Origin of the sequence: Limnohabitans sp. 2KL-27 (assembly GCF_001269345.1) — a bacterium.
GTDB lineage: Bacteria > Pseudomonadota > Gammaproteobacteria > Burkholderiales > Burkholderiaceae_C > Limnohabitans_A.
This window is the reverse complement of the sequence record NZ_CXOP01000002.1, coordinates 863,271-883,389: the sequence shown is the minus strand read 5'-3', so window position 1 is coordinate 883,389 and position 20,119 is coordinate 863,271. Positions and strand designations below refer to the sequence as shown.

20 protein-coding genes are annotated in these 20,119 nt (G+C 59.4%); 8 read left to right on the top strand and 12 right to left on the bottom strand.

What is annotated here, in order from left to right; genetic code table 11:
- Positions 1 to 101 precede the first annotated feature (101 nt).
- From LHAB_RS07040 to LHAB_RS07010, 7 genes are all read right to left on the bottom strand, one after another.
- Positions 102 to 812, bottom strand: a complete 711-nt coding sequence (locus LHAB_RS07040) for an ABC transporter ATP-binding protein (protein ID WP_090044993.1) — start codon at positions 810 to 812, stop codon at positions 102 to 104.
- Complete coding sequence (locus tag LHAB_RS07035) at positions 809 to 1,585, bottom strand: ABC transporter ATP-binding protein (RefSeq protein WP_369814104.1); 777 nt, start codon at positions 1,583 to 1,585, stop codon at positions 809 to 811. Before LHAB_RS07035 ends, LHAB_RS07040 begins: the two co-directional genes overlap by 4 nt.
- On the bottom strand, positions 1,582 to 2,559 hold the full coding sequence (locus LHAB_RS07030; RefSeq protein WP_090044991.1) for a branched-chain amino acid ABC transporter permease: 978 nt from the start codon (positions 2,557 to 2,559) through the stop codon (positions 1,582 to 1,584). Before LHAB_RS07030 ends, LHAB_RS07035 begins: the two co-directional genes overlap by 4 nt.
- Positions 2,556 to 3,428 carry a branched-chain amino acid ABC transporter permease gene (locus LHAB_RS07025; protein WP_090044989.1) on the bottom strand — a complete coding sequence of 291 codons (873 nt, stop codon included), beginning with the start codon at positions 3,426 to 3,428 and terminating at the stop codon, positions 2,556 to 2,558. Before LHAB_RS07025 ends, LHAB_RS07030 begins: the two co-directional genes overlap by 4 nt.
- A gap of 24 nt (positions 3,429 to 3,452) precedes the next feature.
- A complete protein-coding gene (locus LHAB_RS07020) occupies positions 3,453 to 4,655 on the bottom strand; it encodes an ABC transporter substrate-binding protein (RefSeq protein WP_090044987.1) in 1,203 nt (400 codons plus the stop codon).
- Between the two features lie 20 nt (positions 4,656 to 4,675).
- A complete protein-coding gene (locus tag LHAB_RS07015) occupies positions 4,676 to 5,479 on the bottom strand; it encodes a GntR family transcriptional regulator (protein ID WP_194943116.1) in 804 nt (267 codons plus the stop codon).
- Between the two features lie 169 nt (positions 5,480 to 5,648).
- Positions 5,649 to 7,220 carry an acyl-CoA synthetase gene (locus LHAB_RS07010; RefSeq protein ID WP_090044985.1) on the bottom strand — a complete coding sequence of 524 codons (1,572 nt, stop codon included), beginning with the start codon at positions 7,218 to 7,220 and terminating at the stop codon, positions 5,649 to 5,651.
- Positions 7,221 to 7,328: 108 nt separating this feature from the next.
- On the opposite strand from LHAB_RS07010, the gene LHAB_RS07005 reads away from it, so the two are divergent.
- Positions 7,329 to 7,865: a DUF2889 domain-containing protein gene (locus LHAB_RS07005; RefSeq protein WP_090044983.1), complete on the top strand. Its 537-nt coding sequence runs from the start codon at positions 7,329 to 7,331 to the stop codon at positions 7,863 to 7,865.
- Positions 7,866 to 8,016: 151 nt separating this feature from the next.
- The gene (gene miaB / locus LHAB_RS07000; RefSeq protein ID WP_090044981.1) at positions 8,017 to 9,354 is read left to right on the top strand and encodes a tRNA (N6-isopentenyl adenosine(37)-C2)-methylthiotransferase MiaB; all 1,338 of its coding nucleotides are present in this window, start codon (positions 8,017 to 8,019) and stop codon (positions 9,352 to 9,354) included.
- A 40-nt stretch (positions 9,355 to 9,394) separates the two neighbouring features.
- Here the strand turns inward: miaB and LHAB_RS06995 are convergent, their stop codons facing one another.
- Positions 9,395 to 9,787: a gamma-glutamylcyclotransferase family protein gene (locus LHAB_RS06995; protein WP_090044978.1), complete on the bottom strand. Its 393-nt coding sequence runs from the start codon at positions 9,785 to 9,787 to the stop codon at positions 9,395 to 9,397.
- Positions 9,788 to 9,807: 20 nt separating this feature from the next.
- Positions 9,808 to 11,190: a signal recognition particle protein gene (gene ffh / locus LHAB_RS06990; RefSeq protein WP_090044976.1), complete on the bottom strand. Its 1,383-nt coding sequence runs from the start codon at positions 11,188 to 11,190 to the stop codon at positions 9,808 to 9,810.
- Positions 11,191 to 11,268: 78 nt separating this feature from the next.
- On the opposite strand from ffh, the gene LHAB_RS06985 reads away from it, so the two are divergent.
- The 3 genes from LHAB_RS06985 to ampD are packed head-to-tail and all read left to right on the top strand — an operon-like array spanning position 11,269 to position 12,906.
- On the top strand, positions 11,269 to 12,072 hold the full coding sequence (locus LHAB_RS06985) for a cytochrome C assembly family protein (protein ID WP_090044974.1): 804 nt from the start codon (positions 11,269 to 11,271) through the stop codon (positions 12,070 to 12,072).
- Entirely contained in the window at positions 12,069 to 12,305 is a 237-nt protein-coding gene (locus LHAB_RS06980) for a PP0621 family protein (RefSeq protein ID WP_090044972.1), read from the top strand. The genes LHAB_RS06985 and LHAB_RS06980 overlap by 4 nt, the downstream gene beginning before the upstream one ends.
- 1 nt (position 12,306) lies before the next feature.
- Entirely contained in the window at positions 12,307 to 12,906 is a 600-nt protein-coding gene (gene ampD, locus LHAB_RS06975; protein ID WP_228763374.1) for a 1,6-anhydro-N-acetylmuramyl-L-alanine amidase AmpD, read from the top strand.
- A 47-nt stretch (positions 12,907 to 12,953) separates the two neighbouring features.
- On the opposite strand, the gene LHAB_RS06970 is transcribed toward ampD, so the two are convergent.
- Positions 12,954 to 13,151 carry a hypothetical protein gene (locus tag LHAB_RS06970; RefSeq protein ID WP_090044969.1) on the bottom strand — a complete coding sequence of 66 codons (198 nt, stop codon included), beginning with the start codon at positions 13,149 to 13,151 and terminating at the stop codon, positions 12,954 to 12,956.
- Between the two features lie 180 nt (positions 13,152 to 13,331).
- Here LHAB_RS06970 and LHAB_RS06965 point away from each other — a divergent pair, with 180 nt between their 5' ends.
- From LHAB_RS06965 to LHAB_RS06955, 3 genes are all read left to right on the top strand, one after another.
- Positions 13,332 to 16,253 (top strand): ribonucleoside-diphosphate reductase subunit alpha, encoded by a 2,922-nt coding sequence (locus tag LHAB_RS06965; RefSeq protein ID WP_090044968.1) that lies wholly within the window; start codon positions 13,332 to 13,334, stop codon positions 16,251 to 16,253.
- Positions 16,254 to 16,439: 186 nt separating this feature from the next.
- Positions 16,440 to 17,522: a ribonucleotide-diphosphate reductase subunit beta gene (locus LHAB_RS06960; protein WP_369814103.1), complete on the top strand. Its 1,083-nt coding sequence runs from the start codon at positions 16,440 to 16,442 to the stop codon at positions 17,520 to 17,522.
- Positions 17,523 to 17,714: 192 nt separating this feature from the next.
- On the top strand, positions 17,715 to 18,230 hold the full coding sequence (locus tag LHAB_RS06955; protein WP_090047759.1) for a histone H1-like repetitive region-containing protein: 516 nt from the start codon (positions 17,715 to 17,717) through the stop codon (positions 18,228 to 18,230).
- Between the two features lie 110 nt (positions 18,231 to 18,340).
- Here the strand turns inward: LHAB_RS06955 and LHAB_RS06950 are convergent, their stop codons facing one another.
- Together LHAB_RS06950 and prmA are read right to left on the bottom strand one after the other, a co-directional pair.
- Positions 18,341 to 19,180 (bottom strand): zinc-ribbon and DUF3426 domain-containing protein, encoded by an 840-nt coding sequence (locus LHAB_RS06950; protein WP_090044963.1) that lies wholly within the window; start codon positions 19,178 to 19,180, stop codon positions 18,341 to 18,343.
- A 40-nt stretch (positions 19,181 to 19,220) separates the two neighbouring features.
- Positions 19,221 to 20,117: a 50S ribosomal protein L11 methyltransferase gene (prmA, locus tag LHAB_RS06945; RefSeq protein WP_090044961.1), complete on the bottom strand. Its 897-nt coding sequence runs from the start codon at positions 20,115 to 20,117 to the stop codon at positions 19,221 to 19,223.
- Positions 20,118 to 20,119: the final 2 nt, after the last annotated feature.

The following is a 20,119-nucleotide window of genomic DNA, read 5'->3' as shown; positions in this document are numbered from 1 at the left end:
TGCGGTCAAAAGCAATGCGTACGGTCATGTCAAACAAGATGGAAGATCAAGGGGTCAAACGGGTTGAAAAACCGCAACAGGCCAGGCGCTGCACTGCGGCCTCACATCCCCAAATAGGCTTGCCTGAGCGTGTCACTGCCCAACAACTCGGCGGGTGTGCCCGTGAAACGGATTTGTCCGTTTTCCATCACATAAGCCCGGTCGGCGATGTCCAGAGACTGGCCCACGTTTTGCTCCACCAGCAAGATCGACAGGCCGCTGCTGCGCAGCGAGGCGATCAAGCCAAACAACTCTTCCACCAGCAGGGGCGACAAACCCAGTGAGGGTTCGTCCAGGATCAACAAGCGCGGCTCGGCCATCAGGCCCCGGCCAATGGCCAACATCTGCTGCTCGCCACCGCTGAGCGTGCCCGCCAACTGGGCCACGCGCTCTTTCAACCGTGGGAATGTCTCGTAGACCTTGTCCAGGTTCTGCAAGCGTCGCTCACGCCCTCGGGTGAAGGCCCCCAGCTCCAAGTTCTCGTGCACGCTCAGGTTGGGGAACACTTTTCGGCCCTCAGGCACCTGGATCAAGCCATGCTTGACCACCTGGCGTGAATGCAGACCGGTGATGTCCTGCCCATCGAACCCCACCCGACCCGCGCGCGTGGCCACCAAGCCGCTGAGTGTGAGGTTGAGTGTGGTCTTGCCCGCGCCGTTGCTGCCCAAAAGCGCCACCAGCTCGCCGGGCATGACCTGCAGGTCCACACCGCGCAAGACCTCGACCACACCGTAGCCGGATTTGAGGCCCTGCACATTCAACAAAGCGGTCATGCCTGTGCCTCCTGCGCTGTTTTGTCTTGGGCTGCGTTCTTTTGCAAGCGCTCGGCCGTGCCGTGGCCCAGATAAGCCTCGACCACGGCTTTGTTGTTCGTCACCTCGGCGGGTGTGCCTTGGGCAATCAACTGGCCTTGCGCGAGCACCCAAACCTCTTGCGCCAGGCTCATCACCGCTTGCATGACGTGTTCGATCATCAGCACCGTCACACCGCTTTGGGCAATGCCTTGCACCACCGGGATCATTTCGGCGATTTCTTGCGGGTTCAATCCGGCCAGCACCTCGTCGAGCAACAACAGGCGCGGCCGCGTGGCCAATGCACGGGCCAGCTCCAGCCGTTTGCGTCCGGCCACCGTCAAGTCGCTGGCCAGCTTGTCCAGTTGCGGGCTCAGACCCACTTGCTGCGCAACCGACTCAGCCCAGTCAAGGGCCTCGGCGCGGCGTGGCAAATGCAGGTGCGCCCCCACCGCGATGTTCTCGCGCACGGTTTGCGCGGCAAAGGGCTGCACGATCTGGAAGGTGCGCGTCAGGCCCATGCGGGCGTTCAGGTGCGGCGGCTGACCGGTGATGTCCTGGCCTGCAAACACCACACGGCCCGTGTCCGGCGTCAGAAAGCCCGACATGAGTGCGAACAAGGTCGTCTTGCCTGCACCGTTGGGGCCAATCAAGGCGCTCAGACGCCCCTCGGTCACCGACAGGCTCACATTTTGTACGGCCTTCAAACCGCCAAAGGACTTGGACACGCCCTCGATCTGCAGCAGCGTGCTCATGATTTGTCTCCATCCGACTTGCTGCCGCGCAACCATTGCAGCGGCGTGATGGTGCCCAGCCCCGCAATGCCGCGCGGCAAGAACATCACGATCACGATCAGCACCACGCCATAAATGACCATGTTGATGCCGGGCAGCTGCCCAAACAAGTTGCGCGTGACATCGGCCAGGATGTGCAAACTCACCGCGCCCAAGAGCGGGCCCCACAGCGTGCCCATGCCGCCGACGATCGCACCCACCAAGGCCTCGACAGAAGTGTGCGCCCCAAAGGCAATGCCAGGGTCGATGTACTGGAACACCTGCACATAAAAAGCGCCACCTGCACCCATCAGGCCACCGGACAAAATGGTGGCAATCAGCTTGACGCTGAAGGGGTTCACGCCGATGGCGCGGGCCGCGTCTTCGTTGTCACGCACCGCTTGCAGGTAAGCACCAAAGCGCGAATGGCGCAGCCAAGCCGTGATGCACAGCGCCAGCGTGACCAGGCCCAGCATGAGCCAGATGAAACCGGCACGGCTGCCAAACTGCATGTTGGCCGCCGACTCCTTGAGTGGCAGCATCAGGCCCACACCGGCGCCCGTGAAAGGCACCGAAGTGGCCACAATGCGGAACACCTCGGCAAAGGCCAGCGTGACCAGCGCAAAGTACGAACCCTTGAGGCCATAGCGGAACGAAGCCGCGCCCACAAACGCCCCCACGCCCGCCGCAAAAGCCATGGCCAAAGGCAATGCCACCCAGGGGCTCAGGCCCCACTGCATTTGCGCAATCGCCTGCACATAAGCGCCTGTGCCAAAAAACAGCGCATGGCCAAAAGAAAACTGCCCCCCATAACCACCCAGCACGTTCCAGGCTTGCGAGAGCAAGCAGGCGTACAACGAGGTCATGACGAAGTTGAGCATCACGCCCGAATCGGTGAACAAGGGTACCGCCCCCACCAGCACCACAAACAGCGCGATGTTGCGAAAGTCTTTCATGCCTTCGCTCCGAAAAATCCTTGCGGCCTGAGCAAAAGCACTGCAATGAAAATCACAAAAATACCCACCTGGCCCAATGACTCACCCAGCAGCAAGCCCCCTAGCGACTCCACCACGCCGATCAGCAGTCCTCCCAGCAAAGCCCCGGCAAAACTGCCCATGCCGCCCAGCACCACGATCGTGAAGGCCACCAGCACAAAGCCGTTGCCCACTTGCGGGTTGACGTAATAGGCCGGCATCAAAAAGCAGGCGGCCGCGCCCAGACTGGCCAGGCCCAGGCCAAAGCACATGGCGTACACATGGTCCACATCGATGCCCATCAAACGCGCGCCTTGCTTCTCTTTGGACACGGCGCGAATGGCGCGACCCAAGTCGGTCTTTTGCACAATGAGCAACATCACCGCCGACACCACCAGGGCGCCAGCAAAGGACACCAGCTTGGGCAGGGCGATGAAGGCTGGCCCGATCTCAACGGTGGTCAAGGTGTAGGCTGTCTCGATGGTGCGCGTGTCTGACTTGAAGTACAAAAGCGCCAAATTCTCAAGCACGATGGAGATGCCCAGCGTGACGAGCAGGATGTTTTCATCCTTGCCATGGCTGGCGCGGTTGATGACCCCGCGCTGCAGCGCATAACCCAGCACAAACATGGCGGGCACCATGATGGGCAGGGCCATGTAGGGATCGACCCCGAAGTGTTGCTTCAACATGTACACGCCATACAGCGCCACCATCAAAGACGCGCCGTGCGCGAAATTGATGATGTGCAACACGCCATAAATCAGCGTGAGGCCCAGCGCGATCAGCGCGTACACGGCACCTGTGGTGATGCCGTTGAGCACCGAAGGAAACAGGATGTTGAAGTCCAGCATCGGGGTCTTTCAGGTCAACGTCAATCAACCCTTGAGCGGGAAAATCGGCTCAATCTCGCGGTAGTCGCGCGGCACGATCACCTTGATGTCGCCTTTGTGGACCTGGGTCATCAAAGGCTGTGCGCCCATGTTCTGGCCGTTCACAAACTGCGTGGGGCCGTAGGGCATGATGTGGTTGGCGAACTTGCTCGAAGCCAGCGCATCGATGATGGCGGCGCGGTCTGTTGACTTCGCACGCTCAATGGCATCGGCCAGCAGCATCATGGCGGTGTAGGTCATGAACACTTCGTAGCTGAAGAACTGGCCTTGTGCTTCCACGCGTTTACGCAATTCGGCCGAGCGCTTGTCCTTGGGGTTGAACCAGTGGTTGCAGTCGATGATGCCGTTGGCCGCCTCTGGAAACTCCTTGACAAACTTGTAGCTCGACGCAGCACCACCCAAGACCGAGTAAATGGCTTTGGGCGTGATTTTTTGCTGTTGCAAGGTGCGCACCAGCAGGGCGTATTCGTTGTAATAGTTCGCGGGGATCAGGATGTCGGGGTTGACCTGCTTGATGCGCAGCGCAATGTTGTTGAAGTCACGCGTGGGGTTGGCGTGCTTGATGATTTCCTTGACCTCGTAGCCATAGCCCGGCAGCTCTTTGGCCAAAAGGTTGGCGGTGCCGGTGCCGAACAGCGACTCTTCGTGCACGATCATCACGGTGCGGGCCGGTTTGCCTGCGGCGGTGTTCAAGACGTGCAGGCTGGACACCGCCACTTCGGCGCACTTTCTGTAGCCAGGGCCAAAGCGGAAGGTGTTTTTCAGGCCGCGCTCGACGATCTGGTCGGCCACGCCGACATCGACCACGTGGGGCAGGTTGTATTTGGCAGCCGCTTGCGTGGTGGCCAGGCAAATGGCCGAAGCAAAAGCCCCGACCACGGCGCTGACGCCGGCTTCGTTCATCTTCTCGATCTCGGCCGTACCCGCTTGCGGGCTGGACTGTGCATCGCCCAGCATGGCTTCGATTTTGGCGCCGCCCAGCGACTTGATGCCGCCCGCTTTGTTGATGTCTTCAATCGCCATCAAGGCACCCATGCGGCACTGCTGGCCCGAATAAGCCAAGGCACCGGTGACGGGGTGCAAAACACCCACTTTGATGGGCTTGGGCTGAGCCCCGCCCACCAGTGGAAACGCGAGTGCCGAGGCCGCCGCAGCGGACTGGCCCATGAAAGTGCGACGTGAGGTCATGAGAACATCCTTTAAGTAGGTCAATGAAAGTTGGCGGACAGCTCTTGGCTTACCCACACCTTGGCATCGATGCTGCCAACGCGGGATAACTGCATCTGGTATTCGTACCGGTCCGGTCGGTACAAGCCATGCAGCCATTGGACGGGACGTTCGTCCTCGTCATAAATCAAACGCCGCACCGCCATCAAGGCCGATCCGACGGACACATCCAGATGTTGGGCCATGCCCACATCGGCCAGACGGGCCGAAATGGTTTGCTCGGCCCGGCCCACCTTGACGCCCGACTCTTCGAGCAGCACCAAAATGGGTTTTTGCGCCAGCTCGCGCTTGCCAAAGCCGGCTGAAATCGCATCGGGCACCCAGGTGGTGATGTGCGACAGGGGGCCTTCGGGCGTGCTGCGCACGCGCTCGGCTTTTTGCACCAGCGCAGCGCTGTGGAGCTTGAGCGCGGCGGCCACGTCCACTGGGGCGCGCATGCGCTCCACGCTCAGCACCTTCACCTTGGTGCGCATGCCCATGGTGACCAGGTTCTCCAGCAATCCCGTCAGGCGTGCCTGCTGGCCTGTGGCCATGGTCGAGGCCTGCATCTGAACCTCTTGCGCACGCGCGGTCACCGGCCTTGTGCCACGCCCGGGCTCGCGCTGTATCAAGCCCTCTTCGGCCAGTTGCGACAAGGCACGCCGAACCGTGACACGGGCCACACCAAACTGCCCCATCAAGGCCATCTCGCCCGGCAAACCGTCGTCAAAGCGGCCTTCGCGCAACTGCTCGCGCAGCACCAAATAAATTTGGTGGTACTTGGGCAAAGGCAGATGGGCATCCATGGCCTCGATCGTGGAACAGTCCCATTGTCCTGTCAATAGAACATTCAGGTCTTATGCATGGGACATTTGATCAGGGATTTCCCTTGGTTATGAGCCATGCTTGCTGCGAATCGCGCGATCGCTGATTTTTCCTGTCACTGCGAGGAGCGCAGCGACGCGGCAGTCTGTGTCACGCGTAGCGCACCCGTAAATCGCGCTTGAGCAGTTTGCCGCTGGGGTTCTTGGGCAGCGCATCGGTGAAGACCACGCGTTTGGGCGTCTTGAAACCCGCCATGTGTTGGGCGCAGTGCGCGATCACGGCGGCCTCGTCCAGCGTTTGCCCGACCTTGACCACCACCACCGCCGTCACGGCTTCGACCCACTTGGGGTCGGGCAGCCCGATCACTGCCACTTCGCTCACCTGCGGCAAGCGGTAAATCATTTCCTCGACCTCGCGGCTGGCCACGTTTTCCCCACCGGACTTGATCATGTCCTTCTTGCGGTCCACCACCGAGATATAGCCCTCCTCGTCGATGACCCCCAAATCGCCGCTGTGGAACCAGTCGCCTTCAAACGAGGCTCGGGTGCGCTCGTCATCATGGAAATAGCCCAGCATCAGGTGCGGCGAGCGGTGCACGATCTCACCCACCTCACCCACGGCCACATCCTGCATGTCGTCGTTCACCACACGGGTCTCGACGTTGCGCACCGCTTTACCGCATGAACCCAGTTTGCGCAGCTGGTCCTCTGGGCCCAGCATCGTGGCCAGAGGCGCGATTTCGGTTTGGCCATACAGATTCCACAGCCTCACCTTGGGCAGGCGCGCGGCCAGTTCCTTGAGCACCTCGACCGGCATGATCGATGCGCCGTAGTAGCCCTTGGCCAGCTTGGAGAGCTTGCCCGCATCCATCAGCGGCGAACGCAGCAGCGCGATCCAGACCGTGGGCGGCGCAAAGAAACTGGTGATACCGAACTTTTCAAGCATGGGCAGCAGGTTGTCGGGCGTAGGTTTGGCCGTGATGACGTTGGTGCTGCCCATGTAAATGGCCGGGCCAAAAAACACATCGAGCTGGGCGCAGTGGTACAGCGGCAGCGCGTGCAGGGCCACGTCGGCCTCGGCGATTTCGGCGTCGATCACGCAGCTAACGTACTGCCACATGACCGCGTCGTGCGTGAGCTGCGCACCTTTGGGCGAGGACTCGGTGCCGCTGGTGTAGACGATTTGCGCCACGTCATAGCTGCCCAGCTGCACATCGGGCAGCGCATCGGGGCACGCGGCCAATGTGTCAAAACTGTGCATGCCCGGCACGGGCTGGCTCGGGTCTTCGGACGGCAGCCAGATGAACTGCTGAACTTTCGTATCCAGTTTGGCCGCAGCCTGCGCCAGCTCGGCCAGGCCGCTGTCCGTGGCCAAAAACTGGGCACCCGCGTGGCGCAAGATGAAGGCCACCTCTTCGGCCTTGAGCATGAAATTGATCGGCACCATGACCGCGCCACGGCGGGCCAGCGCAAAGCGCAGCGCGGCAAAACCGTGCGAATTGCGCGCCAGCACCGCCACCTTGTCGCCCTCGGCCACGCCCACGCTGGCCAGGCCTGCGGCCAGGCGGCTCACCAGCGCATCGAACTCGGCATAGGTCCAGGTGGTGGCACCGCACACGATGCCGGTTTTGCTGGGCAAGCGGATGGCGGTGCGACGCAAGGCATCGGCGATGGTCTGGCGGCGAACAGCGGGGTGAACAGCGGTTGGGGCTTCGTGCGACATGTCTTGGGCTCCTGCATCGATATGATCGGGAGATTGAACACCAGACCCGCGAGAAATCCATTGGCACTACCCCCAGCATCCCCCCGAAAACTGTCACATACGCGAACCGTGGTTTACCAGGGCTATGACCGCGAAGACGGCCTGTGGGACATCGAAGCCGAACTGACCGACGTGAAAACCTATGGTTTTTCGGTCCCCAATGAGCGGCCCTTTCCGGCCAACGAACCGATCCACGGCTTGAAAATCCGCGTCACGCTGAACAACAAAATGGTCATCCAAGACATCGTGACCGCCATGGACGACATCCCCCACCCCGAATGCGCGGGCGCACCGCACGGCATGCACACACTGATCGGGCAAACCATGGGCCCGGGCTGGCGCAAAGTCATCAACGAGCACGTGGGCGGCACCCAAGGCTGCACCCACCTGCGCGAGTTGCTGTTCAACATGGCCACCGCGGCCTACCAAACCCTGCCCGCAGGCCAATGGCAGCGCCGCGAACAGGCCGGCCAGCCCCACCCTGAAGTCACCAAACCGCCGTACCACCTGGGCCAATGCCACAGCTGGGCGTATGACAGCCCGACGGTGCAAAGGGCGTATCCGATGTTTTTCAGGCCGAAGGCGGCCGAGGGCGCCGAAAACTGAGCTGCGGGCTCCGACTGCGATAATCCCTCTCCTGCGGCGCCCCCAGCGCTTTTCCCAACAGCCTCTGGATCTACACCATGAACCGCTGCACTTTGGCCCTTCGCGGGCATGCTCTGCTTTGCCTTGAACCCATGACCTCCGTGGAGGCCGCATGAGCAAGAAGGTCTTCATCAAAACGTTTGGCTGCCAGATGAACGAGTACGACTCGGACAAGATGGCCGATGTGCTGGGCGCGGCCCAAGGCTATGTGCCTACGCAGGACGTGGACGAGGCCGATCTGATCTTGTTCAACACCTGCTCGGTGCGCGAGAAGGCGCAAGAAAAAGTGTTCAGCGATCTGGGGCGGGTGCAGCACCTCAAAGCCAAGGGCGTGCTGATTGGCGTGGGCGGCTGCGTGGCCAGCCAGGAAGGCGCCGAGATCATCAAGCGGGCGCCCTACGTGGACGTGGTGTTTGGCCCACAGACCCTGCACCGCCTGCCGGAGCTGCTGGCCGAACGCGAGCGCAAGCAGCGCCCGCAAGTGGACATCAGCTTCCCCGAGATTGAAAAGTTTGACCACCTGCCACCCGCCAAGGTGGACGGCGCGACGGCCTTTGTGTCGATCATGGAAGGCTGCAGCAAATATTGCAGCTACTGCGTGGTGCCCTACACCCGGGGCGAAGAAGTTTCTCGCCCGTTTGACGATGTGCTGGTCGAGGTGGCCGGGTTGGCCGCCCAGGGCGTGAAAGAGATCACCCTGCTGGGCCAAAACGTGAACGCCTACCGGGGCAAGATGGGCTGCACCTCAGACATTGCCGACTTTGCGCTGCTGCTGGAATACGTGGCAGACATGCCAGGCATCGAGCGCATCCGCTATGTGACCAGCCACCCCAATGAATTCACACAGCGCCTGATCGACGCTTATGAAAAGATCCCCAAACTGGTGAGCCATTTGCACTTACCGGTGCAGCACGGCTCGGACCGCATTTTGATGGCCATGAAGCGCGGCTACACCGCCATGGAATACAAGAGCACCATCCGCAAGCTGCGGGCGATCCGCCCTGACCTGTCGCTCAGCAGCGATTTCATCGTGGGCTTCCCCGGCGAGACCGAGGACGACTTCAACAAGATGATGAAGCTGATCACCGATGTGGGTTTTGACACCAGCTTCAGTTTTATCTTCAGCCCCCGCCCGGGCACGCCAGCGGCCAACCTGCACGACGACACGCCGCACGAGGTGAAATTGCGCCGACTGCACCACCTGCAAGCGACCATCGAAGAGAACGTGCAGCGCATCGGTGACCACCGCGTCGGCACGGTGCAACGCATTTTGGTCGAGCGCCCTTCCCGCAAGGACGCGACCGAGTTGGCTGGGCGCACCGAGTGCAACCGCGTGGTCAACTTCCCCGGCGGCCCAAACATGGACCGCCTGATCGGTCAGATGGCCGATGTGCGCATCACGCAAGGCCTGTCGCACTCGCTGCGCGGTGAGCTGGTGATCCGGGATTGACCATGAATCGCCCACAGGGGTGGGCAGCCGCGCATGACACTCAAGATTCGCGCCCGACCTCTCGGATGTAGCGGCGGTAGTCCCCGTGCGCGATGGCTGTGCAGCCATCCACAGGGCGGTTGTACACATAGGTTTGTACCGGCTGGCCTTGCATCGGGCCGCCCGTCACCGTGACCACTTCGCGCCAGTAGTGTGATGCGGCGCGGTCACCGGGCGCCACGCCCTCCACCCCATCCAGACGGGCCAGGTGCGCGTCATCGACCGCATAGACCTCCCCCGTCACCAATCCCTCGCCTTGAACGAAACCGGGATAGCGTCCCAGATCGACCAAACGACCGGGCACCTGAGCTGCCCCCAAAAAACGGGCGCCCTGCATTTCAGCTTGGAGCCGAAGTCCAGGCATGAGCGTGCCGTAAATGAAGAGAAGCGTCATCCGCTGTTGTGCTGTGAAGATCAGCGCGGCATGCCAGGAAAGCCACCGCCGCCCATCATGCCTTTCATGGCACCCATGCGTTTCATCATCTTCATCATCCCGCCGCCAGACATTTTTTTCATCATGTCCTGCATCTGCTCAAATTCTTTGAGCATGCGGTTGACGTCCTGCACCTGAACACCAGCCCCCGCCGCAATGCGGCGCTTGCGGGTGGCTTTGATCAGCTCTGGCTTTCTCCGCTCTTGCGGCGTCATGCTGTGGATGATGCCTTGCTTGCGGCCAATGTCTTTTTCGACCTTGTCCATGTCCATGGAACCGGCCTTGGCCGTCAGCTGACTGGGCAATTTGTCCATCAGACTCGACAAGCCGCCCATTTGTTTCATCTGCTGGATCTGGGCCAAAAAGTCATTCAGATCAAACCCGCCCCCGCTCTTGACCTTGGCGGCCAGCTTTTGCGCGGCCTCCATGTCCACGCCAGCGGTGACCTGCTCGACCAGGGCCACGATGTCGCCCATGCCCAGAATGCGCCCGGCGTGGCGCTCGGCGTCAAACACCTCCAGACCGTCAATTTTCTCGCTGGTACCGGCAAACTTGATCGGCACGCCCGTGATCTGGCGCACCGACAGGGCTGCTCCACCGCGTGAGTCGCCATCGAGCTTGGTGAGCACGATGCCTGTCAAGGACAGCGCGTCGCTGAAGGCCTTGGCGGTGTTGGCCGCGTCCTGGCCCTGCATGGCGTCGACCACGAACAGGGTTTCAACCGGCTTGAGTTCAGCGTGCAGCGACTTGATTTCGGCCATCAAGGCTTCGTCAATGGCCAAGCGACCGGCGGTGTCGACCAGCAGCACGTCAAAGAAGTGCTTGCGGGCGTAGTCGATGGCGGCGCGGGCGATGTCGATCGGCTTTTGGTCGGGTGAGCTGGGAAACCACTCGGCCCCAGCTTGTGCGGTCACGGTTTTGAGCTGCTCAATGGCGGCGGGTCGGTAGACGTCACCCGAGACCGTCAGCACTTTTTTCTTGCGCTTTTCAATCAGGTGCTTGGCCAGCTTGGCGGTGGTGGTGGTTTTACCGGCACCTTGCAAACCGGCCATCAGGATCACGGCGGGCGGCTGCGCGGCCAGGTTGATGTCCGACACGCCCTCGCCCATGGTGGCGGCCAATTCGCGGTTGACCACCCCCACCAGGGCTTGGCCAGGCTTCAAAGAACCCATGACCTCCTGGCCCAAGGCTTTTTCCTTCACGCGGGCAATGAAATCGCGCACCACCGGCAGGGCCACGTCGGCTTCGAGCAAGGCCATGCGCACCTCGCGCAGCATGTCGGCCACGTTGGATTCGGTGATGCGGGCCTGTCCGCTGAGGGTCTTGACGAGGCGTGAGAGTTTGTCGGTCAGGGCGGAGGCCATGGGGAAAATCCAGAATTTTCCGGTCCAGCTTGTTGGCACCGCCCCAGCGGCAGCGCCTGAAAGGCTAAACTCGGTGTCATGATTTTAGCGAGTCCCCCATTTTGGATGCTGCCCGCCACCGTGCTGGCGGCGTTGGCCTATGGCCTGCCAGCCTTGGCGGGAGAGCGGCTGACACACACGCAAGCACGTCGCCTGTTGTGGCTCGCTTGGGCCGCGCATGCCCTAGCGCTCTTGAGCTTGCTGGTCGGCCCTGTCCACTTCGGCTTTGCACCAGCGATTTCGGTGACCGCTTGGCTGGTGGTGAGCGCTTATATATTAGAGAGTCAGTTTTTCCCCAAATTCAAAGCCCGCTGGGCCATGGGCAGTTTGGGGGCCATCGCCGTCGTTCTGGCCTGGTTTTTCCCGGGCACCCCCCTGTCAGCGCAAGCTTCGGCTTGGTTGCCCTTGCATTGGGCTTTGGGTTTGTCTGCTTACGGCATGTTTGGTGCAGCCGTGGCGCACGCCTGGATGATGACCCGCGCTGAACGGGATATTCGGCAAGCCCATGACGCGAGCAGTGGCGTGCCACTCTTGACGCTGGAGCGCCTGACCTTCCGTTTCGTGCTGGCCGGTTTTGTTTTGCTGACCGCCACCTTGGTGGCGGGCATTTTGTTTGGTGATGCGCTTTATGGACAGGGACAAGGCCGCTGGCGGTGGGACCACAAAACCATTTTTGCCATGCTGTCCTGGTTGACATTTGCCGTCTTGCTTTTGGGCCGCAGCCAATGGGGCTGGCGAGGTCGCCGGGCCGTGCGGGTGCTCTACATCGGCGCGAGTTTGTTGCTCCTGTCTTATGCAGGTTCCCGATTTGTCATGGAAGTCTTGCTGGGGCGCATGGGATGAAATATCTGTTTTTGCTGTTGGTGGTTTTGTTGGTCATCTGGGCGATCAAGCGCGGCAAAGTGGCAAAACAGGACAAGCCGCCATCCACCCCAAAGGCTCCGACGCCCTCGGAAATGGTCACCTGTGCCCATTGCGGGATTCATCTGCCGCAAGAAGAAGCGGTGTCAGGCCAAAAAGGGCTTTACTGCAGCACCGAGCATCGGACTGCAGCGCAAGACCGCAACCCCATCTGAAATGATGGCATTCATGCGGGTGCCTGATTCAGACCACACCTCGCCTGCCACTTGGCAAGAAGGCTGGCATGCACATGCTCAACGGCTGAGGTCGCCCAATTTCGGGCCACGGCCAGCAAGGGCCTGCATTGACCTGATCGTGATCCACTCGATCAGTCTGCCTCCCGGACAATATGGCGGAGACAGCGTGCAGCGCCTGTTCACCAACCAACTCGATTGGGATGCCCATCCCTATTTCCAGAGCATCCGAGGGCTGGAAGTCTCATCGCACTTTTACATCCGCCGTGATGGCTCGCTTTGGCAATTTGTCAGCTGCGACGACCGGGCATGGCATGCCGGACAGTCCCAATACAGGGGCCGGCCCCACTGCAACGACGACTCGATCGGTATTGAACTTGAAGGTCTGGAAGGCGACACCTTCGAAGACGCGCAATACCAACAACTGGCCCAACTGTGCGGGGATATCCGCCGCCACTATCCCATCGCCCATCTGGCTGGGCACGAACACATTGCGCCGGGCAGAAAAATGGATCCGGGCCCGGGCTTCCAATGGCTGCGTTTGCAGCAACTGTTGGATTTTCCGCCTCAGGTGTTTCCCTGATCCGTCCTCGCCGCCCAAGGCAAAAAATATATTTTCATGGCCCCAACTCAAGCATCCAGGAGACGGGTGGTTTGGACTTGGGAGACAACTGCGATCACGCGCATCGCGTCAATCAAGGCTTTCAAAACAAAAATTGCTTGGCAAGCCGCATCAGGCCTGAATCGGCCACATGCAAACCAGTCAAAACCGGCCTTCCCGGGCTTTTTTTCAGCAAGTGAAAGATCGCAGCCCCAACGCTGGCGCATGGATTTTTTGGCCCACTTCCCAGTTGACTGATAAAACAGGCCGGTACACTACCTGTAGTGGCTTGTGTAGATGGCAGACACCAGATATAGTGTCTCTTACAAATTTTCACAATTAAACAAGACGCCAGTTCAAGTGTCTTGTCTCACAGCCCAAGATCACCAAAATTCAAAGAAATAACCATGCAATCAGCCCTGAACATCGCCTCCCCATCACCTGCCCTGATTCGCCAGCCTGAAGCTGGACAAAGCAGCCTCCCCAGCTTGCAGGCACTTGCCAATTACCAGATCATTCGCCGCAATGGCGCCGTGGTGCCCTTTGAACCGAACAAGATCGCCGTTGCCCTGATGAAAGCGTTTTTGGCGGTACACGGCACCCAAGGCGCAGCGTCTGCCAGCGTGCGGGAAGTGGTCGAAGAATTGACCCAAAACGTGGTTCGCGCTTTGGTCCGTTCACGTCCCGGGGGCGGCACCTTCCACATCGAAGACGTCCAAGACCAAGTCGAGCTGGGCCTGATGCGCAGCAGCAACCACGAAGTTGCACGCGCCTATGTGCTTTACCGTGAGCGTCGCACCCAAGAGCGTGCGCAACAACAGCAAGTGGCGCCCACACCTGCCGAGCCACGTCTGCACGTGATCGATGGCGGTCAACGCGTCGCACTGGACCTGGATTACCTCAAAACGCTGATGATCAATGCCTGCGCAGGCTTGGGCAAGGATGTGAGCCCCGAGCCCATCGTGGCTGAAACCATGCGCAACCTGTATGACGGCGTGCCCATGGAAGAGGTCTACAAAGCATCCATCCTCGCATCACGCACCCTGATCGAGAAAGACCCGGACTACACCTACGTCACTGCCCGTCTGCTGATGCACACCATCGCCAAAGAAATCCTGGGCAAGGAAGTGACGCAAGACCAGATGGCCGAGGAGTACATCAACTACTTCCCGCAATTCATCAAAAAGGGCGTGGACAACGACCTGCTGGATGAGAAACTGCTCCAGTTCGACCTCAAGCAACTGGCCGCAGCGCTCAAGCCCGAGCGCGATCTGCAGTTTGATTACCTGGGCCTGCAAACTCTGTATGACCGCTACTTCCTGCACGTGCGCAAGACCCGCATCGAGATGCCTCAGGCCTTCTTCATGCGCGTGGCCATGGGCTTGTCGCTCAACGAAATCAACCGCGAAGCCCGTGCCATCGAGTTTTACGAGATCCTGTCCTCGTTCGACTTCATGTCTTCCACACCCACGCTGTTCAACAGCGGCACTTTGCGTTCGCAACTCTCCAGCTGCTACCTGACCACCGTGCCCGACGATCTGGACGGCATTTACGAGTCGATCAAAGAAAACGCTCTGCTGTCCAAGTTTGCGGGCGGCCTGGGCAACGACTGGACACGCGTACGTGCCATGGGCTCGCACATCAAGGGCACCAACGGCGAATCGCAAGGCGTGGTGCCTTTCCTGAAAGTGGTCAACGACACAGCCGTAGCAGTCAATCAGGGCGGCAAGCGCAAGGGTGCCGTCTGCACCTATTTGGAAACCTGGCACCTGGACATCGAAGAATTCCTGGAACTGCGCAAGAACACTGGCGATGACCGCCGCCGCACCCATGACATGAACACGGCCAACTGGATTCCCGATCTGTTCATGCGCCGCGTGATGGAAAAGGGCAGCTGGACCCTGTTCTCGCCATCGGACGTGCCCGATTTGCACGATCTGTTTGGCTTGGCCTTTGAAAAAGCCTACGTGGCTTACGAACAAAAAGCCGCACGCGGCGAAATCAAGCCCAGCAAGACCTTGCCCGCCACCGACCTGTGGCGCAAGATGCTGTCGATGCTGTTTGAAACCGGCCACCCCTGGATCACTTTCAAGGACCCTTGCAACGTGCGCTCGCCGCAGCAGCACGTCGGCGTGGTTCACTCGTCCAACCTGTGCACCGAGATCACGCTCAACACCAGCGACACCGAAACCGCGGTCTGCAACCTCGGCTCGGTCAACTTGTCGCGCCACCTCAAAGACAGCGCCGACGGGAAAGTCATTGACCACGACAAATTGAAAAAGACCATCACGATCGCCATGCGCATGCTGGACAACGTGATCGACATCAATTACTACGCCGTCAAGAAAGCCCGTGACTCCAACATGCGCCACCGTCCTGTTGGTCTGGGCTTGATGGGCTTTCAGGATTCGCTGTACGAAATGCGCGTCCCCTACGCTTCCCAAGCGGCGGTGGAATTTGCCGACCAGTCCATGGAAGCGATTTGCTATTACGCCTATTGGGCTTCGACCGAACTGGCCAAAGAGCGTGGTCAATACGCCACCTACAAAGGCTCGCTGTGGGATCAGGGCATCTTGCCTCTGGACACGCTGAACCTGCTGGAGCGCGAACGCGGCGGCTATGTCGAAGTCGACCGTTCATCCACGCTCGATTGGGATACGCTGCGCCAAAAAATTGCTGCTGACGGCATGCGCAACTCCAACTGTGTCGCCATTGCCCCCACCGCCACGATTTCCAACATCATTGGCGTCGATGCCTCGATCGAGCCTTGCTTTGGCAATCTCTCGGTCAAGTCCAACCTCTCTGGTGAGTTCACCGTGATCAACGGCTACTTGGTGCGTGACTTGAAGCGCTTGGGCCTGTGGGACGACGTCATGGTCATGGACCTGAAGCACTTCGACGGCTCGCTGCGCCCCATCGACCGCGTGCCACAAGAAATCAAAGCGCTCTACGCCACCGCGTTTGAGGTTGAAACCACGTGGCTGGTGGAAGCTGCAGCGCGTCGTCAAAAATGGATTGACCAAGCCCAGTCGCTCAACATTTACATGGCTGGTGCGTCGGGCAAAAAGCTCGATGACACTTACAAGCTCGCTTGGTTGCGTGGCCTGAAAACCACTTACTACTTGCGCACATCCAGCGCTACGCAAGTTGAGAAATCCACGGTGAATTCCGGCTCACACAACGCGGTGTCTTCCTCGGGTTCTCCCGCCAGTGGCACAAGTGCCATGGACGCCGCTGCAGCCGCCGCGCAAGCAGCAATGAATACGTCACCCGCCACCGACGTCAAGTTTTGCGCGATCGACGACCCTGGTTGTGAAGCCTGTCAGTGATTTGAAAAGCATTGCACTTTGCTGTGACAAGCCAAGTGCGATGCAATTGAACAACACTTCACGGTCGTGCACATCGAAAAAGTGAATCGCTTCTTTGATTTTTGTGCGCTTGCTTTCATAATTTGAGAACTGGAATTTTTTATGTTGTCCTGGGACGAACAAGTCAAACCTGCATCGCCGACTGCGATGCCCTCATTCTCCGGCGCTGATGCAGGCTCAGCGTCTGCTGCTGCATCTCCAACAGCCAGCCCTCGCCGCATGACTGCGGCCGACAAACGCATCATCAACGGCCAGACCGACGTCAACCAGTTGGTGCCTTTCAAATACAAATGGGCTTGGGAGAAATACCTGGCCACCTGCGCCAACCATTGGATGCCGCAAGAAGTCAACATGAACCGCGACATCGCCCTGTGGAAAGACCCCAACGGTCTGACCGAAGACGAGCGTCGCATGGTCAAGCGCAACCTGGGGTTCTTTGTGACCGCAGACTCTTTGGCGGCCAACAACATCACCCTGGGCACTTACCGCCACATCACGGCCCCCGAATGCCGCCAGTTCCTGTTGCGCCAAGCCTTTGAAGAAGCGATCCACACCCACGCTTACCAATACATCACAGAGTCGTTGGGCTTGGATGAGAGTGAGATTTTCAACGCCTACAACGAAGTCAAATCCATCCGCGACAAGGACGAATTTCTGATCCCGTTCATCAACGTGATCATGGACCCGCACTTCAAGACCGGAACGCAAGAAACCGATCAGACTTTGCTCAAGTCCTTGATTGTGTTTGCTTGCTTGATGGAAGGTCTTTTCTTCTACGTCGGCTTCACACAAATTCTGGCCTTGGGCCGTCAAAACAAGATGACCGGTGCCGCTGAGCAGTACCAATACATCCTGCGCGACGAATCCATGCACTGCAACTTTGGTATTGACATGATCAACACCATCAAGCACGAGAATCCTCAGTTGTGGACTGCGGAGTTCAAAGCAGAAATCAAAGAGCTGTTCCTCCACGCGGTGGAATTGGAATACCGTTATGCCGAAGACACCATGCCGCGTGGCGTGCTGGGCATGAACGCATCCATGTTCAAAGGTTATTTGCGTTATATCGCCAACCGCCGTGCCACCCAGATCGGCTTGGAAGCCCTCTTCCCCAACGAAGAAAATCCCTTCCCCTGGATGAGCGAAATGATTGACCTGAAGAAAGAACGCAATTTCTTTGAAACCCGGGTCATCGAGTATCAAACTGGCGGGGCTTTGTCCTGGGACTGATCTTCTGAACACCCCTTCAATGCAACCCCTCTTCAAGCCACAGTTTGCAGCGCCCTCGGGTGTTGTGCGCTGTGGCTTTCCCGCGTTCATGGTGTTGGGGGTTTCCTCAGCGCCATGGATCGCTTTGTGCAATCCAACAAGCACCAAGCGTTCCCTTTCCGTTGAGTTCTCAACTTGATCAAGGAGAAAATCATGGCAACTGCAAAAAAAGCAGCAGCAAAAAAAGCTGCTCCCGCAAAGAAGGCCGTCGCGGCCAAGAAACCTGCAGCTAAAAAAGTAGCCGCAGCCAAGAAGCCAGCAGCTAAAAAGGCAGCTCCGGCCAAAAAGGCTGTTGCAGCCAAAAAGCCAGCAGCTAAAAAAGTAGCCGCTAAAAAGCCAGCAGCCAAAAAAGCCGCTCCAGCTAAAAAAGCAGCTCCTAAAAAAGCAGCCGCCAAAAAGCCAGCAGCCAAAAAAGCCGCTCCAGCTAAAAAAGCAGCTCCTAAAAAAGCAGCCGCCAAAAAGCCAGCAGCCAAAAAAGCCGCTCCAGCTAAAAAAGCAGCCGCCAAGAAAACTGCTGCCAAAAAACCAGCTGCTAAAAAGCCAGCTGTGAAAAAGGCCGCTAAAAAGCCTGCTGCAAAGAAGGCATCTAAAGCACCCGCTGCCCCCGCTGCACAGACAACGCTGAATCCTCAAGCTGCATGGCCGTTTCCTTCGGCCGCTAAGCCCTGATTCGAACGTTAGACGCTCGTAGCGCAAAGCCCAATACTGGCAACAGTGTTGGGCTTTTTTACGAACGGTTCGCAGCAGCCGTTCAAGTCATCGCACCCCAAAACCCGGGTTCAGGGGTAAAAACTGAGCAACCTGTAACCCGATGGCGAGAGGCCAACTTCAGGCAACAGATGCAATTGCCCCTCCCATGTTTGTCCAGGCTCCAGAGAACTGGGCGCTCCCTGCTGTCGCACCAGCAAAACCCGCCGCACCAAGGTTTTGTCTTGCGCATCCAGCAAGCTCAATTCCAATGCGGGCATTTGCACGGCTTGTGCAGTGACATTGCGCACAGACCAGCTGAGCCCCAAACCATCCACAAGTGGTGTCAGACTGGAGCTTTCGATGAGCACACCATCCTTGATCTGCAAGGGCAATACCTCACACCCCAGCACGCGGCACACCGTGTTCAGGCCTTTGGCAACAGCCGGATCCATGCTGGCCAACACATGTCGCTCGATCCAGAGCCATTGAAGTCCCAATGCAAGCAGCAACAGGAAATTCGACACGCCGAGCAACCAGGATCGAGGCGGGCGCTCACCCACTTGCGCTTGGGCATGATTGGGCGTGCCCCCAGATTTTGAAAGCAGCTGGTCTTCGGCAGGTAACAGAGGCTGAGGTTTAAAGCTAGACAGCGCCTCGCCAAAGGCGTCCACCGCGGTCATGGCTGGCGCCAATGGCGAACGGTCTTCCTGCTTGAGGAACTCATCGATGGGCATCCTCTGACCACCAGGCGCTGACACCTGATCGTGCGATGCATCTGGACTGGCGTCGGGCCAGTCGAGGACCAGGCCCGAGCTGTCAAAAGCCTGCTGGCATTGCCCGCAACGCAACCAACCTTGGGCAATTTTGAGTTGATCGGGCACCACCTTGTAGGTCGTGCCGCATGCAGGGCAACGGGTGATCCAACTCATGCGATATCCGTGATTTTGGCCAGCCTCGGCACCGCACAGATCAGGACGGGATGGCGGGCGAGGTCGCCGTCATGAGGATCCAGCCATCTTCACTGTCGGCCACTTCAAGCTGGGTCCAGGGCGCATAGGCAGCTTTCAGCTCATCGGCTTGACGCGCCAAAATGCCCGCCAACACCAAGGCACCCGATGGGGCGACATAAGAGCACAACAGCGGCGCCAGAACCTTCAGCGGCGTGGCCAGAATATTGGCCAGCACCGTTTGGTAGGGCCCCTTAGCCTTGTCAGGCAAACCGGCCAGAAGGTTCACCCCATTGGCTTGGGCGTTCAAAACCGTGGACGTCACGGCCGCTTCGTCGATGTCCACCGCATCGATATCATTCGCGCCGTATTTGGCCGCACCGATCGCCAAAATGCCCGAGCCACAGCCGTAATCGAGCACACGTTGACCCTGCACGCCATGCTGCGCAATCCAGCGCAAGCACATGCGGGTGGTCGGGTGGGTGCCCGTGCCGAAAGCCAGCCCAGGATCGAGACGAATGATCTGTTGGGCCTGGGCGGGCGGTTCGTGCCAAGTGGGCACGATCCAGAAATCGGGGGTGATTTCAACGGGGGAAAACTGCGATTGGGTCAAACGAACCCAGTCTTGGTCGGCCACGGCTTGAACACCCAGAATGCGGCAGCCATCGAAAAAGTCTTGGACAGACAAGAGATGAACCGCCTCTTGGGCTTGGGCCTCTTGCGCAAACAACGCCACCATGCGCGAGCGCTGCCAACCATCCTTGGGCGGCGGCATGCCGGGCTCACCAAACAGGGCCTGCTCTGCAGGGGTCTGGGCATCGGCGTCTTCGACCGACACACTCAAGGCATCCAGGGCATCGAGGGCATCGCTCAAGACATCGACCCGGTCTTCCGGGCACAGCAGGCTCAGTTCAAACATAC

Bases quoted from the DNA above. Each gene is read 5' to 3' on its own strand.
- LHAB_RS07020 (WP_090044987.1), bottom strand. From the start codon at position 4,655: ATGACCTCACGTCGCACTTTCATGGGCCAGTCCGCTGCGGCGGCCTCG.
- prmA (WP_090044961.1), bottom strand. From the start codon at position 20,117: ATGTTTGAACTGAGCCTGCTGTGCCCGGAAGACCGGGTCGATGTCTTG.
- LHAB_RS06950 (WP_090044963.1), bottom strand. From the start codon at position 19,180: ATGAGTTGGATCACCCGTTGCCCTGCATGCGGCACGACCTACAAGGTG.
- LHAB_RS07010 (WP_090044985.1), bottom strand. From the start codon at position 7,220: ATGTCGCACGAAGCCCCAACCGCTGTTCACCCCGCTGTTCGCCGCCAG.
- LHAB_RS07040 (WP_090044993.1), bottom strand. From the start codon at position 812: ATGACCGCTTTGTTGAATGTGCAGGGCCTCAAATCCGGCTACGGTGTG.
- LHAB_RS07030 (WP_090044991.1), bottom strand. From the start codon at position 2,559: ATGAAAGACTTTCGCAACATCGCGCTGTTTGTGGTGCTGGTGGGGGCG.
- LHAB_RS06955 (WP_090047759.1), top strand. From the start codon at position 17,715: ATGGCAACTGCAAAAAAAGCAGCAGCAAAAAAAGCTGCTCCCGCAAAG.
- LHAB_RS07035 (WP_369814104.1), bottom strand. From the start codon at position 1,585: ATGAGCACGCTGCTGCAGATCGAGGGCGTGTCCAAGTCCTTTGGCGGT.
- ffh (WP_090044976.1), bottom strand. From the start codon at position 11,190: ATGGCCTCCGCCCTGACCGACAAACTCTCACGCCTCGTCAAGACCCTC.
- LHAB_RS06960 (WP_369814103.1), top strand. From the start codon at position 16,440: ATGCCCTCATTCTCCGGCGCTGATGCAGGCTCAGCGTCTGCTGCTGCA.
- LHAB_RS06970 (WP_090044969.1), bottom strand. From the start codon at position 13,151: ATGCGCCAGCGTTGGGGCTGCGATCTTTCACTTGCTGAAAAAAAGCCC.
- LHAB_RS06995 (WP_090044978.1), bottom strand. From the start codon at position 9,787: ATGACGCTTCTCTTCATTTACGGCACGCTCATGCCTGGACTTCGGCTC.
- LHAB_RS07025 (WP_090044989.1), bottom strand. From the start codon at position 3,428: ATGCTGGACTTCAACATCCTGTTTCCTTCGGTGCTCAACGGCATCACC.
- LHAB_RS06980 (WP_090044972.1), top strand. From the start codon at position 12,069: ATGAAATATCTGTTTTTGCTGTTGGTGGTTTTGTTGGTCATCTGGGCG.
- LHAB_RS06985 (WP_090044974.1), top strand. From the start codon at position 11,269: ATGATTTTAGCGAGTCCCCCATTTTGGATGCTGCCCGCCACCGTGCTG.
- ampD (WP_228763374.1), top strand. From the start codon at position 12,307: ATGATGGCATTCATGCGGGTGCCTGATTCAGACCACACCTCGCCTGCC.
- LHAB_RS07015 (WP_194943116.1), bottom strand. From the start codon at position 5,479: ATGGATGCCCATCTGCCTTTGCCCAAGTACCACCAAATTTATTTGGTG.
- LHAB_RS06965 (WP_090044968.1), top strand. From the start codon at position 13,332: ATGCAATCAGCCCTGAACATCGCCTCCCCATCACCTGCCCTGATTCGC.
- miaB (WP_090044981.1), top strand. From the start codon at position 8,017: ATGAGCAAGAAGGTCTTCATCAAAACGTTTGGCTGCCAGATGAACGAG.